The 19413-nt window shown below is 65.6% G+C and carries 16 protein-coding genes; 11 read left to right on the top strand and 5 right to left on the bottom strand.

Annotation, left to right across the window (positions count from 1 at the left end):
- The first annotated feature begins 5 nt into the window (after positions 1-5).
- The 5 genes from GGR38_RS17170 (at position 6) to GGR38_RS17150 (ending at position 4413) form a co-directional block, all read left to right on the top strand.
- Positions 6-488 (top strand): FixH family protein, encoded by a 483-nt coding sequence (locus tag GGR38_RS17170; protein WP_183627389.1) that lies wholly within the window; start codon positions 6-8, stop codon positions 486-488.
- 13 nt (positions 489-501) lie between these two features.
- The gene (locus tag GGR38_RS17165) at positions 502-2637 is read left to right on the top strand and encodes a heavy metal translocating P-type ATPase (RefSeq protein ID WP_183627388.1); all 2136 of its coding nucleotides are present in this window, start codon (positions 502-504) and stop codon (positions 2635-2637) included.
- The gene (ccoS, locus tag GGR38_RS17160; RefSeq protein WP_183627387.1) at positions 2634-2807 is read left to right on the top strand and encodes a cbb3-type cytochrome oxidase assembly protein CcoS; all 174 of its coding nucleotides are present in this window, start codon (positions 2634-2636) and stop codon (positions 2805-2807) included. Before GGR38_RS17165 ends, ccoS begins: the two co-directional genes overlap by 4 nt.
- Entirely contained in the window at positions 2804-3037 is a 234-nt protein-coding gene (locus tag GGR38_RS17155; RefSeq protein ID WP_168604323.1) for a hypothetical protein, read from the top strand. The genes ccoS and GGR38_RS17155 overlap by 4 nt, the downstream gene beginning before the upstream one ends.
- 62 nt (positions 3038-3099) lie before the next feature.
- The gene (locus GGR38_RS17150; RefSeq protein ID WP_183627386.1) at positions 3100-4413 is read left to right on the top strand and encodes a radical SAM protein; all 1314 of its coding nucleotides are present in this window, start codon (positions 3100-3102) and stop codon (positions 4411-4413) included.
- Positions 4414-4856: 443 nt separating this feature from the next.
- Here GGR38_RS17150 and GGR38_RS17145 read toward each other — a convergent pair whose 3' ends face one another.
- Complete coding sequence (locus GGR38_RS17145) at positions 4857-6944, bottom strand: protein-disulfide reductase DsbD family protein (protein WP_183627385.1); 2088 nt, start codon at positions 6942-6944, stop codon at positions 4857-4859.
- A 130-nt stretch (positions 6945-7074) separates the two neighbouring features.
- Between GGR38_RS17145 and GGR38_RS17140 the strand changes: the two genes are divergently transcribed.
- Positions 7075-8793 carry an alkaline phosphatase family protein gene (locus GGR38_RS17140; protein ID WP_343059152.1) on the top strand — a complete coding sequence of 573 codons (1719 nt, stop codon included), beginning with the start codon at positions 7075-7077 and terminating at the stop codon, positions 8791-8793.
- Positions 8794-8818: 25 nt separating this feature from the next.
- Positions 8819-10072 carry a UbiH/UbiF/VisC/COQ6 family ubiquinone biosynthesis hydroxylase gene (locus GGR38_RS17135; RefSeq protein ID WP_183627384.1) on the top strand — a complete coding sequence of 418 codons (1254 nt, stop codon included), beginning with the start codon at positions 8819-8821 and terminating at the stop codon, positions 10070-10072.
- Here the strand turns inward: GGR38_RS17135 and GGR38_RS17130 are convergent.
- Genes GGR38_RS17130 through hemC form a run of 3 tightly spaced genes read right to left on the bottom strand, consistent with a single transcriptional unit; the run spans position 10069 to position 12622 of the window.
- Entirely contained in the window at positions 10069-10944 is an 876-nt protein-coding gene (locus tag GGR38_RS17130; RefSeq protein ID WP_183627383.1) for an MICOS complex subunit MIC60, read from the bottom strand. The two genes, GGR38_RS17135 and GGR38_RS17130, sit on opposite strands and share 4 nt — an antisense overlap.
- A complete protein-coding gene (locus tag GGR38_RS17125; protein ID WP_183627382.1) occupies positions 10941-11672 on the bottom strand; it encodes a uroporphyrinogen-III synthase in 732 nt (243 codons plus the stop codon). The genes GGR38_RS17130 and GGR38_RS17125 overlap by 4 nt, the downstream gene beginning before the upstream one ends.
- The gene (hemC, locus tag GGR38_RS17120) at positions 11669-12622 is read right to left on the bottom strand and encodes a hydroxymethylbilane synthase (RefSeq protein ID WP_183627381.1); all 954 of its coding nucleotides are present in this window, start codon (positions 12620-12622) and stop codon (positions 11669-11671) included. The genes GGR38_RS17125 and hemC overlap by 4 nt, the downstream gene beginning before the upstream one ends.
- Positions 12623-12692: 70 nt before the next feature.
- Here hemC and tsaD point away from each other — a divergent pair, with 70 nt between their 5' ends.
- Genes tsaD through GGR38_RS17100 form a run of 4 tightly spaced genes read left to right on the top strand, consistent with a single transcriptional unit; the run spans position 12693 to position 16917 of the window.
- Entirely contained in the window at positions 12693-13727 is a 1035-nt protein-coding gene (gene tsaD, locus GGR38_RS17115; RefSeq protein WP_183627460.1) for a tRNA (adenosine(37)-N6)-threonylcarbamoyltransferase complex transferase subunit TsaD, read from the top strand.
- Positions 13724-14758, top strand: a complete 1035-nt coding sequence (locus GGR38_RS17110; protein ID WP_183627380.1) for an NAD(P)H-dependent glycerol-3-phosphate dehydrogenase — start codon at positions 13724-13726, stop codon at positions 14756-14758. Before tsaD ends, GGR38_RS17110 begins: the two co-directional genes overlap by 4 nt.
- Positions 14755-16347: a lipopolysaccharide biosynthesis protein gene (locus GGR38_RS17105; protein ID WP_343059151.1), complete on the top strand. Its 1593-nt coding sequence runs from the start codon at positions 14755-14757 to the stop codon at positions 16345-16347. Before GGR38_RS17110 ends, GGR38_RS17105 begins: the two co-directional genes overlap by 4 nt.
- Positions 16348-16371: 24 nt before the next feature.
- Complete coding sequence (locus GGR38_RS17100; protein ID WP_183627379.1) at positions 16372-16917, top strand: NADH-quinone oxidoreductase subunit E; 546 nt, start codon at positions 16372-16374, stop codon at positions 16915-16917.
- A 268-nt stretch (positions 16918-17185) separates the two neighbouring features.
- Here the strand turns inward: GGR38_RS17100 and uvrB are convergent, their stop codons facing one another.
- A complete protein-coding gene (uvrB, locus tag GGR38_RS17095; protein ID WP_183627378.1) occupies positions 17186-19372 on the bottom strand; it encodes an excinuclease ABC subunit UvrB in 2187 nt (728 codons plus the stop codon).
- Positions 19373-19413: the final 41 nt, after the last annotated feature.

The raw sequence follows: 19413 nt of genomic DNA, 5'->3' as shown, positions 1-19413 counted from the left end.
CCGCTATGAATACTCCTGCCGCCCGCCGCCCTTTCCGGTTCACCGGATGGCATATGACCATGATCCTTGTGGGTTTTTTCGGTATCGTGATCGCCGTGAATGTCTATATGGCCACGCTGGCCAGCACCAGCTTCAGCGGCGTGGTGGTCGATAATTCCTATGTCGCCAGCCAGCATTACAACACATGGCTGAACGAGGCGGCGAAGGAAAAGGCGCTGGGCTGGCAGGTGAGCGCGCTGCGTCAGGCCGATGGCCGGGTGGCGGTGTCGCTGATCGGCGAGGCGCGGCCCGATCATGCGGTGCTGGGCGGCGAGGCATGGCATCCGCTGGGGCAGGAAGCCGACCGCACCGTATCCTTCCGCAAGGTGGGCGATGGGCGCTGGATCTCGATTGATCCGCTGCCCGAAGGCCGCTGGCGCCTGCGCTTGAAGCTGGATGGCGATGATGCCGCCGGCCATCACACCGTCCGCCTGCAGCAGATGCTCTGATAGGAAGCATGAGATGGCCAGCGCCCTGCCCCTGACCCAAAGCGAAAGCATCGAGACCATCACGCTGGTGGTGCCGGGGATGCATTGCGCCAGTTGCATGGGCAAGGTTGAGCGGGCGCTGGGCGCTTTGCCCGGCGTGCAATCGGCGCGGGTCAATCTGACGGCGCGGCAAGTCAGTGTGGCGCATGACACGGCGCTGGGCGTGCCCGATCTGGTGGGGGCGCTGGCCTCCATCGGTTTTCCCAGCCAGCCTCGCGTCGAGGATCTGGCCCCGCCGCCCTCGGCGGTCAAACCCTTGCTGGCGCCGCTGGCGGTCGCCGGTTTTGCCTGCATGAATGTCATGCTGCTCTCGGTCAGTATCTGGTCGGGGGCCGAAGGTTCGACGCGCGATCTGTTCCATCTGCTGTCGGCGGCGATTGGTATTCCGGCGATTCTTTATGCGGGGCGGGTGTTCTTTGCCTCGGCATGGGGGGCGCTGCGGCATGGGCGCACCAATATGGATGTGCCGATCTCCATCGGCGTGATCCTGGCCACGGGGCTGAGCCTGTATGAGACGCTGACCCATGGCGCCGAGGCGTGGTTTGACGGCACGCTGATGCTGCTCTTGTTCCTGCTGGCGGGCCGAGTGCTGGACGCGATGATGCGCGACCGCGCGCGGGCCGGGGTGGATGCGCTGCTGCGTCAGGCGGCACCGGGCGCGATGGTGGTGGCCAAAGGAGCGGTCGATTGGGTTTCCGCCCGCGATCTGCTGCCCGGCATGGTGATGCGCGTAGCCTCGGGTGAGCGTCTGGCCGCCGATGGCGAGATCGTGAGCGGCGCGAGCCGTTTCGACCGCAGCCTGCTGACCGGCGAGAGCGCGGCTGTGCCAGTGGCGCAGGGCGATGCCGTGCATGCGGGCATGTTGAACATGGACGCGCCGGTCGATGTGCGCGTGACGGCGGCGGGTTCGGACACGACCCTTGCCGAAATCGCGCGCACGATGGAGGCAGCGGGCCAGCATCGCAGCGCCTATGTCCGCATCGCCGACCGGGCAAGCCGCCTTTACGCGCCCGCTGTGCATACGCTGGCGGCGCTGACGTTTATCGGATGGATGATCGCGGGCGCGGGGGCCTATGAAAGCCTCAAGATCGCGATTGCCGTGCTGATCATCACCTGCCCATGCGCGCTGGGTCTGGCCGTGCCGGTGGCGCAGGTGGTGGCCGCGGGCGCGCTGATGCGGCGCGGGATCATGGTGAAGGACGGCAGCGCGATGGAGCGCATGGCCCGCATCGACCGCGCGCTGCTGGACAAGACAGGCACGCTGACGCTGGGCCGTCCGACGCCCGATCCGCAGGCTTTGGATGCGCTGCCCGTCGAGGCTGCGCAAGTCGCCCTCGCGCTGGCCAGCCATTCGCGCCATCCGCTCAGCCGCGCGCTGGTCGAGGCGCTGGGCGCGCGGGGCGTGACGGCGGCGGAATTGACGCAGGTCGAGGAAGTGCCGGGGCAGGGCATTCACGCGCTCTGGCACGGCGGCCCGGTGGCGCTGCGCCGCCCGGATGGGCCGACGGGCGGTATGGCCAGCGCGCTGGACATCGAAGGCATGCCGGTGCGGCTGATCCTGTTTGCCGACCGACTGCGTCCTGAGGCCAATCAGGCGCTGGGCTGGATGCGCGCCATGGGGGTCGAGCCTTCGATCCTGTCGGGCGATGCGATGGGCGCCGTGGCCGAGGTGGCCCGCGCCACGCATATGACCGCGCAAGGCCACGCCAGCCCCGCCGACAAGCTGGAGGCGATCCAGCGGTTGCAGGGCGCGGGGCATCATGTGCTGATGGCGGGTGATGGGCTGAACGATGGCCCGGCGCTGGCCGCCGCCCATGCCTCCATCGCGCCGGGCACGGCCAGCGATGTCGGGCGGCAGGCGGCCGATTTCGTGTTCCTCTCCGATTCGCTGTTGGCGATCCCGCGCGCCATGGCCACATCGCGCGCGACGATGCGCGTGGTGCGGCAGAACTTCGTGCTGGCCATCGGCTATAATGTGCTGGCCGTGCCGATGGCCATGGCGGGGCTGGTTACGCCCTTGATCGCGGCGGTGGCGATGTCCACTTCCTCGCTGATCGTGATCGGCAATTCGCTGCGTCTGGCGATGGCGGCAGGGGAGCCCAAGGCATGACCGGGCTGGCTTTTCTGATCCCTGTGGCTTTGCTGATGGGGCTGACCGGGCTGGTGGCTTTCTTCTGGTCGCTGCGTAATGGCCAGTTCGAGGATCTGGACGGGGCCGCCGCGCGCATCCTGATTGATGACGAGGAATTGCCTGTCGAACAAAAGGGCGAGCGCGGATGAGGCGGATCTCGCTCTTTGCGCTGATCGCGATGGCGCCGGCGGTGTTCAATGTGGCCCCGGCAGCGGCGAAGGGGGCGATTGTGGCCGCGATCTGTTCGGGCGATGGGGTGACGCGCAGCATCTCGGTGCCGGTGGGGCCGCAGGACGTTCCGGGCAAGCAGACCCCCGGATGCTGCGTCAAGGGATGCCATGGCGGCGAGCGCAAGCGCACGGGAAAGAAGTGCTGCTGAAAGTTTCGCACGCTTGATCGCGCGCAAAGAAAGCGGCCCGGCGCGGGGGCATTACCATTCCCATGTGGCCTTATCATCCTGAACTGCTGGAACGGCCTGTGCCGCGTTACACCAGCTATCCGACCGCAGCGGAGTTCACGCCTGCCATTGGCGCAGATGCGCTTGATGAGGCGTTGCGCGCCACGGTGGGCGAGGTTTCGCTCTATATCCACATCCCCTATTGCGAGCAGATCTGCTGGTATTGCGGGTGCAACACCGGGGCATCGGGCAAAAGGCAGAGGCTGGCCTCCTATCTGGACGCGCTGACGCGCGAGATCGCGATTGTCGGGCCTCGGCTGGACGGGCGGATCAAGGTGCGCCGCATCGCCTTTGGCGGGGGCAGCCCCAATGCGATCAGCCCGACCGATTTCGTCCGGCTGGTCGATGCGATCACCGTGCATTTCAGCCTGGACAATCCGGTGTGGTCGATCGAACTCGATCCGCGCACGCTGACGCAGGATTGGGGCGATGTGTTGCGTTTCGTCGGCATCACGCGGGCGAGCCTTGGTGTGCAGACCTTCTCTCCCACGTTGCAGGCCGCGATCGGCCGCATCCAGCCGGGCGAGATGATCGAGCGCGCCACCACCATGCTGCGCCGAGCAGGGGTCAATTCGCTCAATTATGACCTGATGTATGGCCTGCCGGGTCAGGATTGGGACATGGTGGAGGAAAGCCTGTCGCGCGCCTGCGAACTGGGCGCGGATCGCATCGCGCTCTTTGGCTATGCCCATGTGCCGCATATGCTGCCGCGCCAGCGCCGGATCGACGCACAGAACCTGCCGGGTCAGGACGAGCGTTTCATGATGGCGGCGCGCGGGCATGATTACCTTGTCGATGCAGGTTATCAGCCGGTGGGTTTCGACCATTTCGCATTGCCCGGCGATGCCATCGCGCAGGCGACCGTGGCGGGGCGCCTCCATCGCAATTTTCAGGGCTTTACCGAGGATACAGCGCCGGTTCTGATCGGGCTGGGGGCTTCGGCCATCTCCTGCTTCCCCGACCGGATCATCCAGAACGAGAAGAACGCCGGGCGCTATCGCATGCTCCTCTCGCAGGACCGGTTGACGGGCGTGGGCGGTATTCGCCGCAGCGCCGACGACCAAAAGCGCGGCGCGATCATCGAGGCGCTGTTGTGTCAGGGCGAGGCGGATATCGGCGGCGAGCTGGCGGCGGGTCTGCGCGGGGCCTTGGCGCCCTTTGTCGAGCGGGGGCTTGCGCGGCTGGATGGCGGGCGTCTGGTGATCCTGCCGGGCGGGTTGCCCTATGCGCGCACGATTGCGGCTTTGTTCGATCCCTATCGGGTAGATTCGGGGAAGAAGTTTTCTTCGGCGGTTTGATTGGGGTTTTTAGGGGTTTTGCCTCCGGCGGGTTAAGGGCGGGGGCCCTTAACAATCCCGATATTGTCCGGGTTGCGCCACGGGTTCGACCTTGGGTGTCGGACGAGGGCGTGGAATTTTAAGGCCTGCGGCGCCGATCAGCGCACTCCCGCCGCGCCGCAGGCTATGCAACTATTGCACAACACGCGGCATCGCCAGCCTCACGCACCCCAATAACGGGATTGCAAAGGGACAAGTCCCTTTGCCCGCCGGAGGCATAACCCGCCCAAAGCCGAACAAAAAGATGGGCGGCATCCATAAAGGAAACCGCCCAAGGTGGGGAGAAAGTCGTAAGTCTGGCGGAGTTTCAGTTCGAAACCCGCCGGTCTTGAGGTTTGATTAGCGAAAACCGCTGCTCCCCACCTTGATCGTTGTCAAAACATGATGGGCAATCTGCCCAGCCTTCACGATTTTGCTCCGCGCGCCAGTTCGGCCAGAGTTTCGGGGCCGAGAACCTGGGGCAACTGGCTGGGTTGCTTGGCGCCCTTGGGATACCAGACGTAGAGCGGCACGCCGGCCGCGCCATGGGCGGTCAGGTATCGCGTGATCGCCGGGTCGCGGCGGGTCCAGTCGCCCTTGAACACTTTGACGCCCGCTTTGGCGAAGGCCTCGCGGGTTTCCTCGCGCTCGATGGCGACGCGTTCGTTGACCTTGCAGGTCAGGCACCAGTCGGCGGTGAAATAGACGAAGGCGGGCTGGCCGCTGCCCAGCGCAGCGCCGAGGGCGGCCTCGCTGAAGGCCTGCGCGCCCAGCAGGTCGGCGCCTTCATCGCCGGGGTGCTGGATCGTGCGCGGCATGATGATCGCCGCCGCAACCGCGCCCGCCGCGATCAGGCCCAGCGCCTTGACGCCCCGGCCCAGACCCTTGCGCTGTCCATCGCCCAGCATGGCCAGCACCGCCAGCAAAACAATCGCCAGCACGAGGCAGAAGCCCGCAAAGCCATTGCCGCCCAGCCGCGAGGCCAGCCACAGCAGGCCCAGCGCCGTCAGCCCCATCGGCACCGCCATCGCGCGGCGAAACCAGTTCATCCACGCCCCCGGACGCGGCAGCGCGCGGCGCAGCGCAGGCACAAAGGCAGTCGCCAGAAACGGCAGCGCAATACCAAGGCCCAGCGAGGCGAACAGCAGCATCGCCGCCGGGATCGGCAGCAGGAGCGCCGCGCCCATTGCGCTGGCCATGAACGGGCCGGTGCAGGGCGTGGCGACAAATGCCGCCAGCAGGCCGGTGGCAAAGGCCGAGCGTGAAGAGCCCGCGCCATGCGAGGCAAAACCCGGCACCGAAAATTCAAACAGGCCCAGCAGATTGGCCGTGATCGCCACGGCCAGCATCAGCAGCGCGGCCACCACGCCCGGCTCCTGCAACTGGAACGCCCAGCCGACTTGCTCACCGCCCGCGCGCAGCGAGAGCAGCAGCGCGCCCAGCAGCGAGCAGGCGACGATCACGCCTGCGGAATAGAAGATCCCCTCGGCGCGCGCCTCGGCCTGCGATTCACCCGCGCGGGCCAGTGAGAGCGCCTTGAGCGAGAGGATTGGAAACACGCAGGGCATGATGTTGAGCAACAGCCCACCCGCCAGCGCGGCCAGGATCAGCCAGGGCAGCGCGGGCAATTCCGGCCCTTTGCTCTCGCCCGTGGCAATCGGTTCGCCGTCCGCGGGGACAGCCCCTTCACTGGCCGACACCTCAACCCCATCGCCCGCGCTGTTCAGGCGCAGCACGCCGGACAGATCCTTCAACGTCCCTTGGCCCGCGCGCTTCAGCGTGACGATCAGCATGTCGCCCTTGCGCGAGAAGCTCTGCGGGGCGGCATAGGCGATGGCGTTTTCCGACGCGGCGAAGAAATGCGGATTTTCCACCTTGCCGCTGGCGGGGAAGGGGATGGCGAGGCGTAAAGTGTCGCCTGCAATCGCCCAATGCGCCGCCGCGCCCAGCGGGGCGGGCAATTTCGCACGCCATGTATCAAAGCGCGGATCGGAGGCGCCTTCGCCGCCCGGCTGCGTGATCTTCACCACCGTGCTCATCTCGCCCGATTCCGGCACGCACATCGTATCGGTGCAGGCCAGCCAGTCGGCCTTGAGCTTCAAGGGAATTTCGCTGCCCGCCTTTGCATCCGCAGGCACCGTATAGGGCACCAGCAGCGCGAAATCGGATTGATAGACATGGTTCATCAGCCCGGAAATCAGCAAGGTTTCAGGCACCGGATAGGACGGTGCCCCCGCCTTGCCCGGCCCGGTCCATGTCAGAACCGTGCCCAGCCCCGCATCGCCGGGGTTCTGCCAATAGCCGTGATAGGTCTTTTCCGGCGTGAAATGGATGGCCAGCGTCACCGTGCCGCCCGGCGCGACGCCATGTTCGGCGATCAATTGCGCGGCAATATGGTTCGCGCCCGGCGCATCCGCTGCCCGCAAGGGCGCGCAAAATCCCAAAATCGCCAGCAAGAACAGGATACCTTGCCATAAAGGCGCAACATGGCGATGCAAGGCGGGGGCGGTCATCAATCGTCTTCTCCGTCGGGGGCAGGCAGGCCGGCTTGTGGCAAAGGTGGTTCTCGCACTTGCGAAAATCCTGCCCACGCGCCATCACCTACCCCTGCCGCCGAACGAAACATTTTGCAAGGAAAGCCCCGTGGCCCGATCCATTGCCATTTCTCATAAGTCGTGTCTTGCCGCACTGGCGCTTTGTCTGGTCGCCGCCCCGGCCATGGCCAAGGAGGCGCCCGCCCCCGCCGCCGATGCGCAATTGCCCGCGCCCAAGCTGATCGTTGCCATTTCGGTGGACCAGTTCAGCGCCGATCTGTTTGCCGAATATCGCGAACATTACACCGGCGGCCTTGCCCGCCTGCTGAAAGGCGCGGTGTTCGCCGCCGGTTTCCAAAGCCACGCGGCCACCGAAACCTGCCCCGGCCATTCGACGCTGATGACCGGCGCCCATCCGGCGCGCACCGGGATCATCGCCAACACCTGGGTCGATCTGTCCACCCCGCGCGCGGAAAAGAAGGTTTACTGCGTCGAGGATGAGAGCAAGCCTGAAAGCTCGACCTCCAAGCCCTATGTCTCGGCGGTGCATTTGAAGGTCCCCACGCTTGGTGAATGGGCCAAGAAGCAGTGGCCCGCCAGCCGCAATGTCGCCGTGTCCACCAAGGATCGCGCTGTGGTGATGATGGGCGGGCATCAGATCGATGCCGCCTTCTGGTATGATCGCGGGGCCTATACCAGCTTTGTCGGCGCGCCTTTGCCGCCCGAAGTGTTGAAATTGAACGATGGCCTCAAGGCCTTGCTGGCCAAGGGCGCGCCCGCGATGGCGGTTCCGGCATGGTGCGCCGCCAGTGACCGCGCGGTTCAGGCCGGATCGGTCACGGTGGGCACCGGCCGCTTTGTGCTGGACCCCAAGGGCAAGGTGAAGCCCGCCGATCAGCTCCGCATTTCGCCGCGCGCCGATGCCGCTACGCTCGATCTGGCCGCCTCGCTGCTCACCTCGATGAAGCTGGGCAAGGGAACGGCTCCCGATATTCTCTCGGTCAGCCTCTCGGCCAATGACTATGTCGGCCATGCCTATGGCACGGAAGGGCTCGAAATGTGCATCCAGCAGCATGAGCTGGATCAGAAGCTGGGCGCTTTCTTTGCCAAGCTGGATGCGTCGGGCGTGGATTATGCCGTGATGCTGTCGGCCGACCATGGCGGGATCGACCTGCCCGAACGCCTGCGCGAACAGGGCGTGCCCGAGGCTGGGCGCGGCGATGCAGCACTGAGCGGTGAAACGCTAGGCCGCGCTATTGCCGCTGAATTGGGCATTACGAAGCCTCTGCCCGCATGCAACCCCGGCCCCGATGTGGCGGGCAATATCGTCTGCTCGGACGGCGTGGGCGGCGATTACTGGATCAGCCCGCAATTGACGCCCGAAGAACGCGCCAAGGTCAGCGAGAAGCTGGTCGCCCGTCTCAAGGCCCATCCTCAGGTCGAGGCCGTCTTTACCGCCGATGAGATCGCCGCCACCCCCTATCCCCATGGCCATCCGCAGGACTGGAGCCTGATCCAGCGCGCCCGCGCCTCCTTCGATCCGACCCGTTCGGGTCAGGTCTATGCGGCGTTGAGGCGCGCGATCATCGCCATGCCCAAGGCCGGGCCGGGCTATGTCACCACCCATGGCAGCATCTGGGACTATGACCGCCGCGTGCCGATGATCTTCTGGCGCAGGGGCGTGAAGGGTATGGAACAGCCCCAGCCGGTCGAAACGGTTGATATCGCCCCCACTCTGGCGGCGATGATCGGGCTGAAGGTTCCCGAAGGTGCGTTCGACGGGCGCTGTCTTGATGTTGACGGTGGCCCTGCGGACACTTGCCGCTAAGGCATAACAGGCGTAGCGGGATGGCATGAACAGCCATCCCGACTCCGCTAGCGTCTTGCCGTCCAAAGATCTGGTTATTCTGGGGGGCGGCCTCGTCGGCATGACGCTGGCCCTTGCTGCGGCGAAACAGGGCATTACGTCCCATGTGGTCGAGCGCGAAGACCCCGCCGACCTGACCGCAGAAGGCGTCGATGGCCGCGCCTCGGCGATCAGCGCGGCAAGCTGGAACCTGTTTGCCAATATCGGCCTTGGCGATGTGCTGGCCCCGCTGGGCTGTCCGATTGAATCGATCGCCGTGACCGATCAGCACAAGCCGGGCCGCATTGATTTCCGCCCCAAGGCCAATGAAGGCACGCTGGGCCGGATGTATTCCAATCGCGACATCCGCCTCGCCCTGTTCGAGGCCGCGCGCCATGAGCCTAATATCGCATGGCATACCAAGGCCGATGTGGTGAAGCGCGAGCGCGGGCCGCATGGCGTTTCGGCTACTTTGTCCGATGGCCGTGTCCTGCCGGGTAATTTGCTGATCGGGGCCGAGGGGCGCCGCAGCCCGACCCGCGAAGAGGACGGCATCGGCCTTGTCGCTTGGGATTATCACCATACTGCGATTGTCACCGCGCTGGCCCATGATCGGCCGCATGACAATGTGGCCTGGGAAATCTTCTATTCCGCCGGGCCGTTTGCGCTGCTGCCGCTGCTCGATCTGAAAACCCCCACCGCCTCGGGCCGGGTGCATCGCAGCGCGCTGGTCTGGACCGTGCCGACCAAGGATGCGGCCGGGGTCAAGGCGCTGTCGGATGGCACCTTCGTTGCCGAAATCGAAAAGCGGATGCAGGGCATGTTCGGCGGGATCGAGCTGATCGCCAAGCGCATGGCCTATCCGCTGACCTATCAGAACGCCACGCGCATCGTGGGCGACCGTCTGGCGCTGGTGGGTGATGCCGCGCATGGGATGCACCCGATTGCCGGGCAAGGGCTGAACCTTGGCCTGCGCGATGTGGGGGCCTTGGTCGAGGTGCTGGCCGAAAGTATGCGCCTTGGGCTGGAGCCGGGCGATGCGCAGGTGTTGAAGCGCTATGAAAACTGGCGCGCGCTGGACAATTTCACGACGATGAGTGTGATGGATGGCATCGTGCGCCTGTTCGGCGTGCCGGGCCGCACGGCCAGCGCGGTTCGTCGGCTTGGCATGGGCGCGGTGCAGCGGATGCCAAGCCTCAAAACCTTCTTTATGAACGAGGCGCGCGGCCTTTCGGGCCAGCTGCCGGGCCTGCTGCGTTAAGGCTTTACGGAAGAGGGCGCAGGCGCCGGAGACGGCTCTGCCTGAGCAGGCCCCGCCAGCGGGCTGGCCTGTTCAATCAACCGCCCCTGACCATCGCGCAGCCCCTTGGGTTCGAGCAGCGCCGAAGTGTCGAGCGCATCCAGCGCATGCATCGCAGTGGCATAGCGCTGAGCATCCGTAATCCAGCCCTGCGCCGCCTTGGCGCCCGGCAACAGGCGCACGTCGGCAATCGCATCCTCGATCCGCCCCTCGCGCAGGCACAGGCGCGCATGATCTAGCCGCATCTTGGGATCGGGCGCGGCGGGGCGCGTTTCGCTATGCAGCACGAACAGGCCCGAAAGATCGCGCTGAACCTTGGACCATGTGCTTTGCTGATCCTCCGGCCCGGTCAATTGCGGGGCCAGCACGTCGAGCTGCGCCGAGAGTCGGTCCTGCGTGATCGGCGCGCGGCCAAAGGCGATCACGCCATTGACCACCTGTGGCAGCGCCTCGCCAAAGCGGATGCGCAATTGCCCCTCCAGATAGCCCAGCGGCGTGCCCCTCTCAATCGCGCGGCGCGTGGCGATGGAGACCAGCAGCGCCTCGGCCCGGCCCGCCTGACCGCTGGCCAGCGCGGCCTGCGTTTCAATCGAGCGCAGCTTTTGATCGAGCGTGGCGATGCGTGCATTCATCTGCGCCTCGCCAACGGGGCTGATGGCCGGGGCATTGGTGACCATCATCGGCATGATGCCATGATGCATCCAGCCCATTTGCCATCCGGCAAAGCCCGTCACCCCCGCGCCCAGCGCAAAGACCAGCGCAAAAGCGACCGCCCGCCCGGCGCAGCCTGCCCGCTTCTCGGCGCGCGGCTGATTGGGATATTCCTCGTTCATTGTCCGGCCAGACCCCCATCCAAACCCGTGTCAGTCTGGCACGTTTGCCGCGCCAAAGCCAGCATCGCCGCATCGCTGGGCTGCGATGCAGTCAACACATCGCACCAGCCCCCCGCTTCATCGCAGATTTGGGTGACGCGCGGCCCAATGGTGATGGCGATGATCCGCGCCCGCGACAGGCCCAGCCGGGCGCATTCCGCAATAAAATGGCGCGCGGCCGCGCCCGAATGCAGCAGCACGATGATGGCGGGCAGCGCCGCCACCGACAGCAGCCGCGCCAGCTCCACCGGCATGGGCGCGGGCAGGCTGGCATAGACCACCCGCTCCGCAACCGTGACGCCGGGGGGAGGGCAGAGCGCCACCCGCTCCTCGCCCGACAGGCGCAGCAGGCGGGCATGGCCCGAAACCTTGTCCAGCACATCCTGAAGCCCGCCATGCCCCTTGCCCGCGATGGTCAGCCCGCGCGCGGCGGCTGCCTGCGTGGTGACATCGCCCACGCAATAGGCCGGTTTTCCCGCATAGACCGCCAGCCCCGCCCCGCCATGGCGCAGCGCATTGGCGCTGCCCAGCAGCAATGCGTCGAAGGCATCGGGCGTCGGAGCATCCCATGCGCGCTCCACGGTGGTGAACAGCGCAAAGGCATAGGCATCCAGCCCCAAGGCCACCGCCGCCTGCAACGATGCGCTGGCGCCCGGTTCGGGGCGAAGGATCACGATGGGGGAATTCATAAAGGGGCGGCGGCTCCGGAAAAATGCATGGCAATCGTATCAGACGCCCGTGACAGGAGATCAGCGGCCAGAGCGGTAATGGGTCCGTGGTCGAGCGCGGCAAAAGCGGTCTGTCCGTCGATTCGATCCGCGCCATCGGGGCTGAACAGGCTGGCTAGCAGATGCCAGCTGCCGGATTGCTGAACGGTGCGCACGGCGATGGCCGAATGGCATGTGCCGCCAAGGCCTGCCAGCAAGGCGCGCTCGGCCAGCACGGCGATGCGGCTGTCGGCATGGTCGATGGTGGCCAGCAAGGCGCGCGTGGCGGCATCATCGGTACGGCATTCGATGGCGATGGCCCCTTGCCCCGGCGCGGGCAGCCATTCGTCAGCCTCCAGCGGGGTGCCGGCATCGGCCTGATCCAGCCGGTTAAGGCCCGCCATGGCCAGCAAGGTGGCATCGGCCTCTCCGACGGCCAGCTTGCCAAGGCGCGTGGCGACATTGCCGCGAAAGGGCACGATCTTGAGATCAGGCCGCAAATTCAACGCCTGAGCCGCACGGCGCGGCGCGCTGGTGCCCAGCCGCGCGCCATGGGGCAGGGCCGCGATGCTGGATGCGCCCACCAGACAATCGCGCACATCCTCACGCGGGAGAATCGCCGCGATGGTCAGCCAGTCCGGGCGGATGGTTTCCACATCTTTCAGACTATGGACTGCAAAGTCGATCACGCCTTCGTGCAGCCAAAGGTCCAGTTCCTTGGTCCACAAGGCTTTTCCGCCAATGTCGGCCAAGGGGCGGTCAAGCACCTTGTCGCCGCTGGCGGTGACGGGCACGATTTCCACTGCGCTTTCGCCCCAGCCATGGGCCGCGCAAAGCCGGGCGCGGGTCTCATAGGCCTGGGCCATGGCGAGGGGGGAGGCACGGGTGCCAAGGCGCAAAATGCGGTTTTGGGTTTCTGGTGATTCAGGCATGGTGGGTTGTGCTAAACTGCAATCTCGCTAAGGGGAAGCGCAGAACGCATGAGGACGGGTGGCCAAACCCTTGAAGATTATTCTGGGTATCGAATCATCCTGCGATGAAACCGCGGTGGCGCTGGTCACCGATGGCCGGGTGATTCTGGCCCAGCGCATCGCCAGTCAGGACGAAGAGCATCGCCCCTATGGCGGCGTGGTGCCCGAAATCGCCGCGCGCGCCCATGCCGAAAGACTGGCCCCGATGGTCGAAGCGACGCTGGCCGACGCCGGGCTGGGGCTTGGCGATGTCGATGCGATTGCGGCAACGGCCGGGCCGGGGCTGATCGGCGGTGTGATGGTCGGGCTGGTCACGGCCAAGGCGCTGGCCATGGCGGCCGACAAGCCGCTGCTGGCGATCAACCATCTCGAAGGCCACGCGCTTTCGCCGCGTCTGGCCGATGCCGAGCTTGCCTATCCCTATCTGCTGCTGCTGGTCAGCGGGGGCCATTGTCAATTGCTGCGGGTCAATGGCGTGGGCGATTACACCCGCCTTGCCACCACCATCGACGATGCGCTGGGCGAGGCGTTTGACAAGACCGCCAAGGTTTTGGGTCTGGGCTATCCGGGCGGGCCTGCGGTGGAAAGGCTGGCGTTGGAGGGCAATCCGCGCGCGGTGCCTTTGCCGCGTCCGCTGCTGGGCGGGACAGAACCGCATTTCTCCTTTGCGGGCCTGAAAAGCGCGGTGCTGCGCGCCTATGAAACGGGCCAATATTCGCAGGCCGATCTGGCCGCCAGTTTTCAGCAGGCCGCTTTGGACTGCGTGGTCGATCGCACGAAGCGCGCGATGGCGGTGGCGGGCGATGTGACCGCGCTGGTCGTGGCGGGGGGCGTTGCGGCCAACAAGGCGGTTCGCGCCGCGCTCGAAGGGCTGGCGGCGGGGGCTGGCTTGCGCTTTGTCGCGCCGCCGTTGCAGCTTTGCACCGATAATGCCGCGATGATCGCATGGGCGGGCGTTGAACGTTTCGCGCTTGGCATCAGCGATCCGCTCGATTTTGCCGCAAGGCCGCGCTGGCCGCTGGACCCCGATGCCGCGCCCGCGCGCGGGGCGGGGGTGAAGGCGTGAGCGCGGTTGGCATCATCGGTGCCGGAGCATGGGGTACCGCTCTGGCGCAAATGGTGGCCAGTGATGGCACGCCAGCGATCCTGTGGGCGCGCGAGGCTGCGCTGGTCGAGGAGATCAATGGGCGGCGGACCAATACGACCTATCTGCCCAGCGTGACCATTGCCAAGGCGGTGCGCGCGACCTGCGATATGGGCGACCTGGCCGGTCTGTCGACGATTCTGGTGGTGTGCCCGGCGCAATTCATGGGGGGCGTGCTGGCCGGTCTGGCCGATGCCCCGCGCGATCTGGTGCTGTGTTCGAAGGGGATCGAGGCGGGGACGGGGCGACTGATGGCCGATGTGGCCGCCGCCGCTCATCCCTCGGCCCAGATTGCTGTCTTGTCCGGCCCCACCTTTGCGCGCGAAGTGGCGATGGGATTGCCCACCGCGATCACGCTGGCCTGTTCGGGCGGCGAGGAGCAATGGCAACGCCTTTCGCCAGTCATCGCCCGTGCAGCTTTCCGCCCGTATTATTCGCCCGACGTTGTGGGTGCGGAAATTGGCGGGGCGGTGAAAAACGTGTTGGCGATTGCTTGTGGTGTGGTCGAAGGCTTGGGGCTGGGCGAGAATGCGCGCGCGGCGCTGATCGCGCGCGGCTATGCCGAGATGCTGCGTTTTGGCGTGGCGCGCGGGGCGAGGGCCGAAACGCTTTCGGGCCTGTGCGGGCTGGGCGATCTGATCCTGACCTGCGCCAGCACGGCCAGTCGCAATTATTCACTTGGCAAGGCGTTGGGCCAAGGGCAGAGCGCTGCACAGGCGCTCTCGGGGAAATCCAGCGTTGCGGAGGGCGCGCATACTGCCCCGGTTCTGGCGGATCTGGCCCATCGGGCCGGAATTGCCATGCCGATTGTCGATGCCGTCTGTCGTTTGCTTTCGGGGGAAGCGCCGGCGGGGGCGGTGGTGTCGGATCTGTTGGCAAGGCCGTTGAAGGCCGAGCTGGCGGATCGTTCCGAGCCGGGGGATGATACCCCGGCGCACGGGAGTTTTGCTTGAGTCAACCTGTTGCCCTCCCCCTGACCGATGCGGCCGCCCCGGGTGCTGCATCCTCGTCCGGCGCTGCGCTGGACGAAGTGGTCAATCGCGATCTCAACACGCTGGCGAAAGGCGGGCGGACCAATTTCTTCGGCTTCCTGCTGCGTCTGGCCGCGCGTCTGCCGTTTTTGTTCATCGCCGGGCGGTTGTATGGCGCCGATGCGCTGGGGCGTTTCGCCTCGGCGCTGGTGGTGATCGAACTGGCCTCGCAGCTTTGCACGCTGGGGCAAAAGCGCGGCATCGCGCAAAGATTGTCCGATGATGATCGCGATGCGGCCCATGTGATCGCCGATGGCGTGGTGCTGACCGTGCTGATCGCGGTGCCGGTGACGCTGGGCCTTTTCCTCTTTCCCTGGCCGATGTTCCCTTCGGGCGAGTTTTCCGCCTGGGATCGCTGGCTGGTGATGGCCATTGCGCCAACCGCGCTGACCGATATTGCGCTGGCGGCGCTGGCCTATCGCTTTGACGTGGGCGCCACGGTGCGCGCGCGTTCGGTGATCGAGCCGTGGACGCTCTCCATCGCGGCGGGCGTGTTCTGGGCTGCGGGCAAATGGGGCGGGACGCAAGGGTGGTGGACCCATCTGGGCGCCAGCGGGCTTACGCTGTCCTATGTGGTTTCGGTTTCGGCGGCGATGGTTTCGGCGGTGGTGCCGCTGCTGCGTTCCTATGGCCTGCCGCTGGACTGGACGCCGCATCCGTTGCGGATTGGGCGGCTTGCGCTCAACACCATGCCGCTGGCCGTGGCCGATGCGGTGGAATGGGGCACGCGGCGTATCGACATCGCCATCCTCGGCATGTTCGCCACGCCCACCTCGGTCGGCGTCTATTATGTGGCGCAGCAGGTGGCCAGCCTGCCGCAAAAGCTGAAAACCAGTTTCGAGCCGATCCTTGGCCCGGTCATCACGCGCAATCTGAAGGAAGGCAATCTGGAAGCGATTGCCCGGCAGGTGTGTCAGGTGGGCTTCTGGATCACGGCTGCTCAGGCGGGAATCGCGCTGGCGCTGGGCATTCCGGGCGACGGGGTGCTGGGGCTGGTCGGGCCGCAATTCACTGGCGGGATGCTGGCGCTGGCGTTCCTGTTGGGCGCCGAAGTCTGCGCCGCGCCTGCGGTCGTCAGCGAGGCGGCGCTGATCTATATCGCCCCCTTGCGTAACCTCTGGCTCTCGCTGGCCACGATCGGGCTTCAGGCGATTTTCACGCTGGCGGGCATGTTGATTTCGGGCGGATTTTACTTCGACGAGATGGATCAGGCCGCCTCTGCCGCAGGCGCGCTGATGGTCACGCTCTCCATCGCCAGTCTGGTCAAGTCGCGGCTGCTGCAATGGCATCTGGGCTATAAGGTCGAGACGCTGCGCTGGTCGCTGTTTGCAGCCGCTGTTGCGGCGGGCGCGCTGGGCTGGGCGGTGGTGCGGTTTTTGCCGGAATGGGCGCAGATTGCTCTGGGCATTCCCGCGATTCTGGGGCTTTACTGCCTGGTGATCTGGCGGCTGGGCTTTGGCCCGGCCGACCGTTTGCTGTTCCGCCGCCAAAAGGGCGAGCAGGCCGCGTAATTGATGGATGTGTGAGGCGTTTTGATGGTTGAGTTGTTCCAGTCCTATCCTCTGGTGATCGCCGGCGCGGTGGTTCTGCTGGCGCTGCTGGCGGGCCTGCTGCTGCGCGGGCGCGGCAAGACGCGTGAACGTCATCGCGCGCCCGATGCTCTGGACGAGGGCGTGGCACCGGCGCAGCGCAACTCCGCGCTGATCAACGCGCCAAGTGCCGCCTCGACCGTGTCGCTGGGCGTGGCCGAACCGTTGGCCGAGGTGGCGGTCAAGGCTGAGGTGGAGGCTGATGCTTTCGGCGATCTGGCTGAGGCTGTGGCCGCACAGGAAGCCGCAACCCAGAGCGACGACCTGACCCGCATCAAAGGGCTGGGGCCGAAGCTGAAAGCGCGTCTGGCCGAGTTGGGCGTGGTCAGCTTTGCCCAGATCGCCGCGTGGTCTGAGGCTGATATTGTGGCGATTGACGCGCAGCTTGGCACCTTTGCCGGGCGCGCCACGCGGGATCAGTGGGTGGCGCAGGCGGGGTTTCTGGCGGCCGGGGATGTGGCCGGGTATGAGGCCAAGTTTGGGAAGTTGTGAGGTTTTGCCTCCGGCGGGTTAAGGGCGGGGGCCCTTAACAATCCCGGTAATGTCTATGTTGTGTTTGGTTGGCGGCGTTGCTCTTTGTGGGCAGCGCCGTAGGCATCTATAGCCTCCGGCGGTGAGGCGTTGCGCTGACTGGCGCCGCAGGCTTTCCAATCAAAACATCGCCTCCGACACCCAAGGCCGAACTCAAAGCGCAATGCAAACAATAACGGGATTGCAAAGGGCCCGCGCCCTTTGCCCGCCGGAGGCATCTCTTAGCCCCCTACTTCCCCCACTTCTTCTGCTGCTTCCCAAACCGCGTCTTACGGGTCCCCGGCTTGCCCTCATTCGACCGCCCGACGATGGGCGCCTTACGCTCACCTTCCGGCAGGCCAAGCTCGGTGGCCTCCAAACGCCGGATTTCGTCGCGCAGCCGCCCGGCTTCCTCGAATTCGAGATCGGCGGCGGCGGTGCGCATCCGCTTTTCGAGGTCCTCGATATAGGCGCGCAAATTGTGGCCGACGAGGTTGTTGACGCCGTCATCCTCGATATCGACCAGCACCCCATCGCGCGAAGCGGTGTCCGCGACGATGTCGTGGATGTTGCGCTTGATGCTCTGGGGCGTGATGCCGTGGGCCTCGTTATAGGCTTCCTGCTTGGCGCGGCGGCGGTCGGTTTCGGCGATGGCGCGTTCCATGCTGCCGGTCATGCGGTCGGCATATAGGATCACGCGGCCATCGACATTGCGCGCCGCGCGGCCGATGGTCTGCACCAGTGAAGTCTCGCTGCGCAGGAAGCCTTCCTTGTCCGCATCCAGAATGCAGACCAGCCCGCATTCGGGAATGTCGAGCCCTTCGCGCAGCAGGTTGATGCCGATGAGGACATCATAGACCCCGAGGCGCAGGTCGCGGATCAGCTCGATACGTTCGAGCGTTTCCACATCGGAGTGCATATAGCGGACCCGGACGCCCGCCTCATGCATGAATTCGGTCAGGTCTTCGGCCATGCGCTTGGTCAGGGTGGTGACCAAAGTGCGATAGCCGAGCGCTGCGGTCTTGCGGCATTCCTCGATGCAATCCTGCACCTGATCCTCGACCGGGCGGATTTCGACCGGTGGGTCGATCAGGCCGGTGGGGCGGATCACCTGTTCGGCAAAGGCGCCGCCGGACTGCTCCATTTCCCATCCGCCGGGCGTGGCCGAAACCGCCACCGTTTGCGGGCGCATCGCATCCCATTCGTTGAAACGCAGCGGGCGGTTGTCGATGCAACTGGGCAGGCGAAAGCCATATTCGGCCAGCGTGATCTTGCGCCGATGGTCGCCTCGGGCCATCGCGCTGATCTGGGGCACGGTCTGGTGGCTTTCATCGACAAACAGCAGGGCATTGTCGGGCAGATATTCGAACAGGGTCGGTGGCGGCTCGCCCGGCAGGCGGCCAGAGAGGAAGCGCGAGTAATTCTCGACGCCTGCGCAAGAACCCGTGGCCGCGATCATTTCAAGGTCGAAATTGGTGCGCTGCTCCAGCCGCTGGGCCTCCAGCAATTTGCCTTCCGCGTTCAGTTCCTCCAGCCGCACCTGCAGTTCGAAACGGATCGCCTCCATCGCCTGCTTCATGGTCGGGCCGGGGGTGACGTGGTGGCTGTTGGCGTAAACGCGGATCTTGTCCAGCTTGGCCCCCGCTTTGCCGGTCAGGGGATCGAACTCGCTGATCGCTTCGACCTCATCGCCGAAAAAGCTGATGCGCCAGGCGATGTCTTCATAGTGGCTGGGGAAGATTTCCAGATTGTCGCCGCGCACGCGGAAGGTGCCGCGCGCAAAGGCCACCTCGTTGCGCTTGTACTGCATGGCCACCAGCTTGCGGATGATTTCGCCCTGATCCTGCGACTCTCCGACCTTCAGGTCAAAGATCATCGCGGCATAGGTTTCCACCGAGCCGATGCCGTAAAGGCAGGACACCGAGGCGACGATGATGACATCCTCGCGTTCCAGCAGAGCGCGCGTGGCCGAGTGGCGCATCCGGTCGATGGCCTCGTTAACGCTGGATTCCTTTTCGATATAGGTGTCCGAACGCGCGACATAGGCTTCGGGCTGATAGTAATCGTAATAGGAGACGAAATATTCCACCGCATTGTCGGGGAAGAAGCTCTTCATCTCGCCATACAATTGCGCGGCCAGAATTTTATTGGGCGCCAGGATCAGCGCGGGGCGCTGCGTCGCCTGAATGACCTGCGCCATGGTGAAGGTCTTGCCTGAGCCGGTAACGCCCAGCAAAACCTGCGTTTTGTCGCCGCTTTCGATGCCCTGTACCAGTTCGGCAATCGCCGTGGGCTGATCGCCGCTGGGCGTATAATCGCTGACGATACGCAGGGGCGGACTGCCTTCGGCCTTGGGCGGGCGGGCAGGGCGATGGGGGACAAAGGTGCCGTCAGTGTCGGGTTCGGAAAGGCCCCGGCGGATGATAAGTTCAGCCATGGCCTATCTATGGGCGTTCGCGATGCGTTCTGCAAGGGTGG

Origin of the sequence: Novosphingobium sediminicola (genome assembly GCF_014196525.1) — a bacterium.
GTDB lineage: Bacteria > Pseudomonadota > Alphaproteobacteria > Sphingomonadales > Sphingomonadaceae > Novosphingobium > Novosphingobium sediminicola.
The sequence above is the reverse complement of the archived record's forward strand: the minus strand, read 5'-3'. Positions and strand labels throughout refer to the sequence as shown.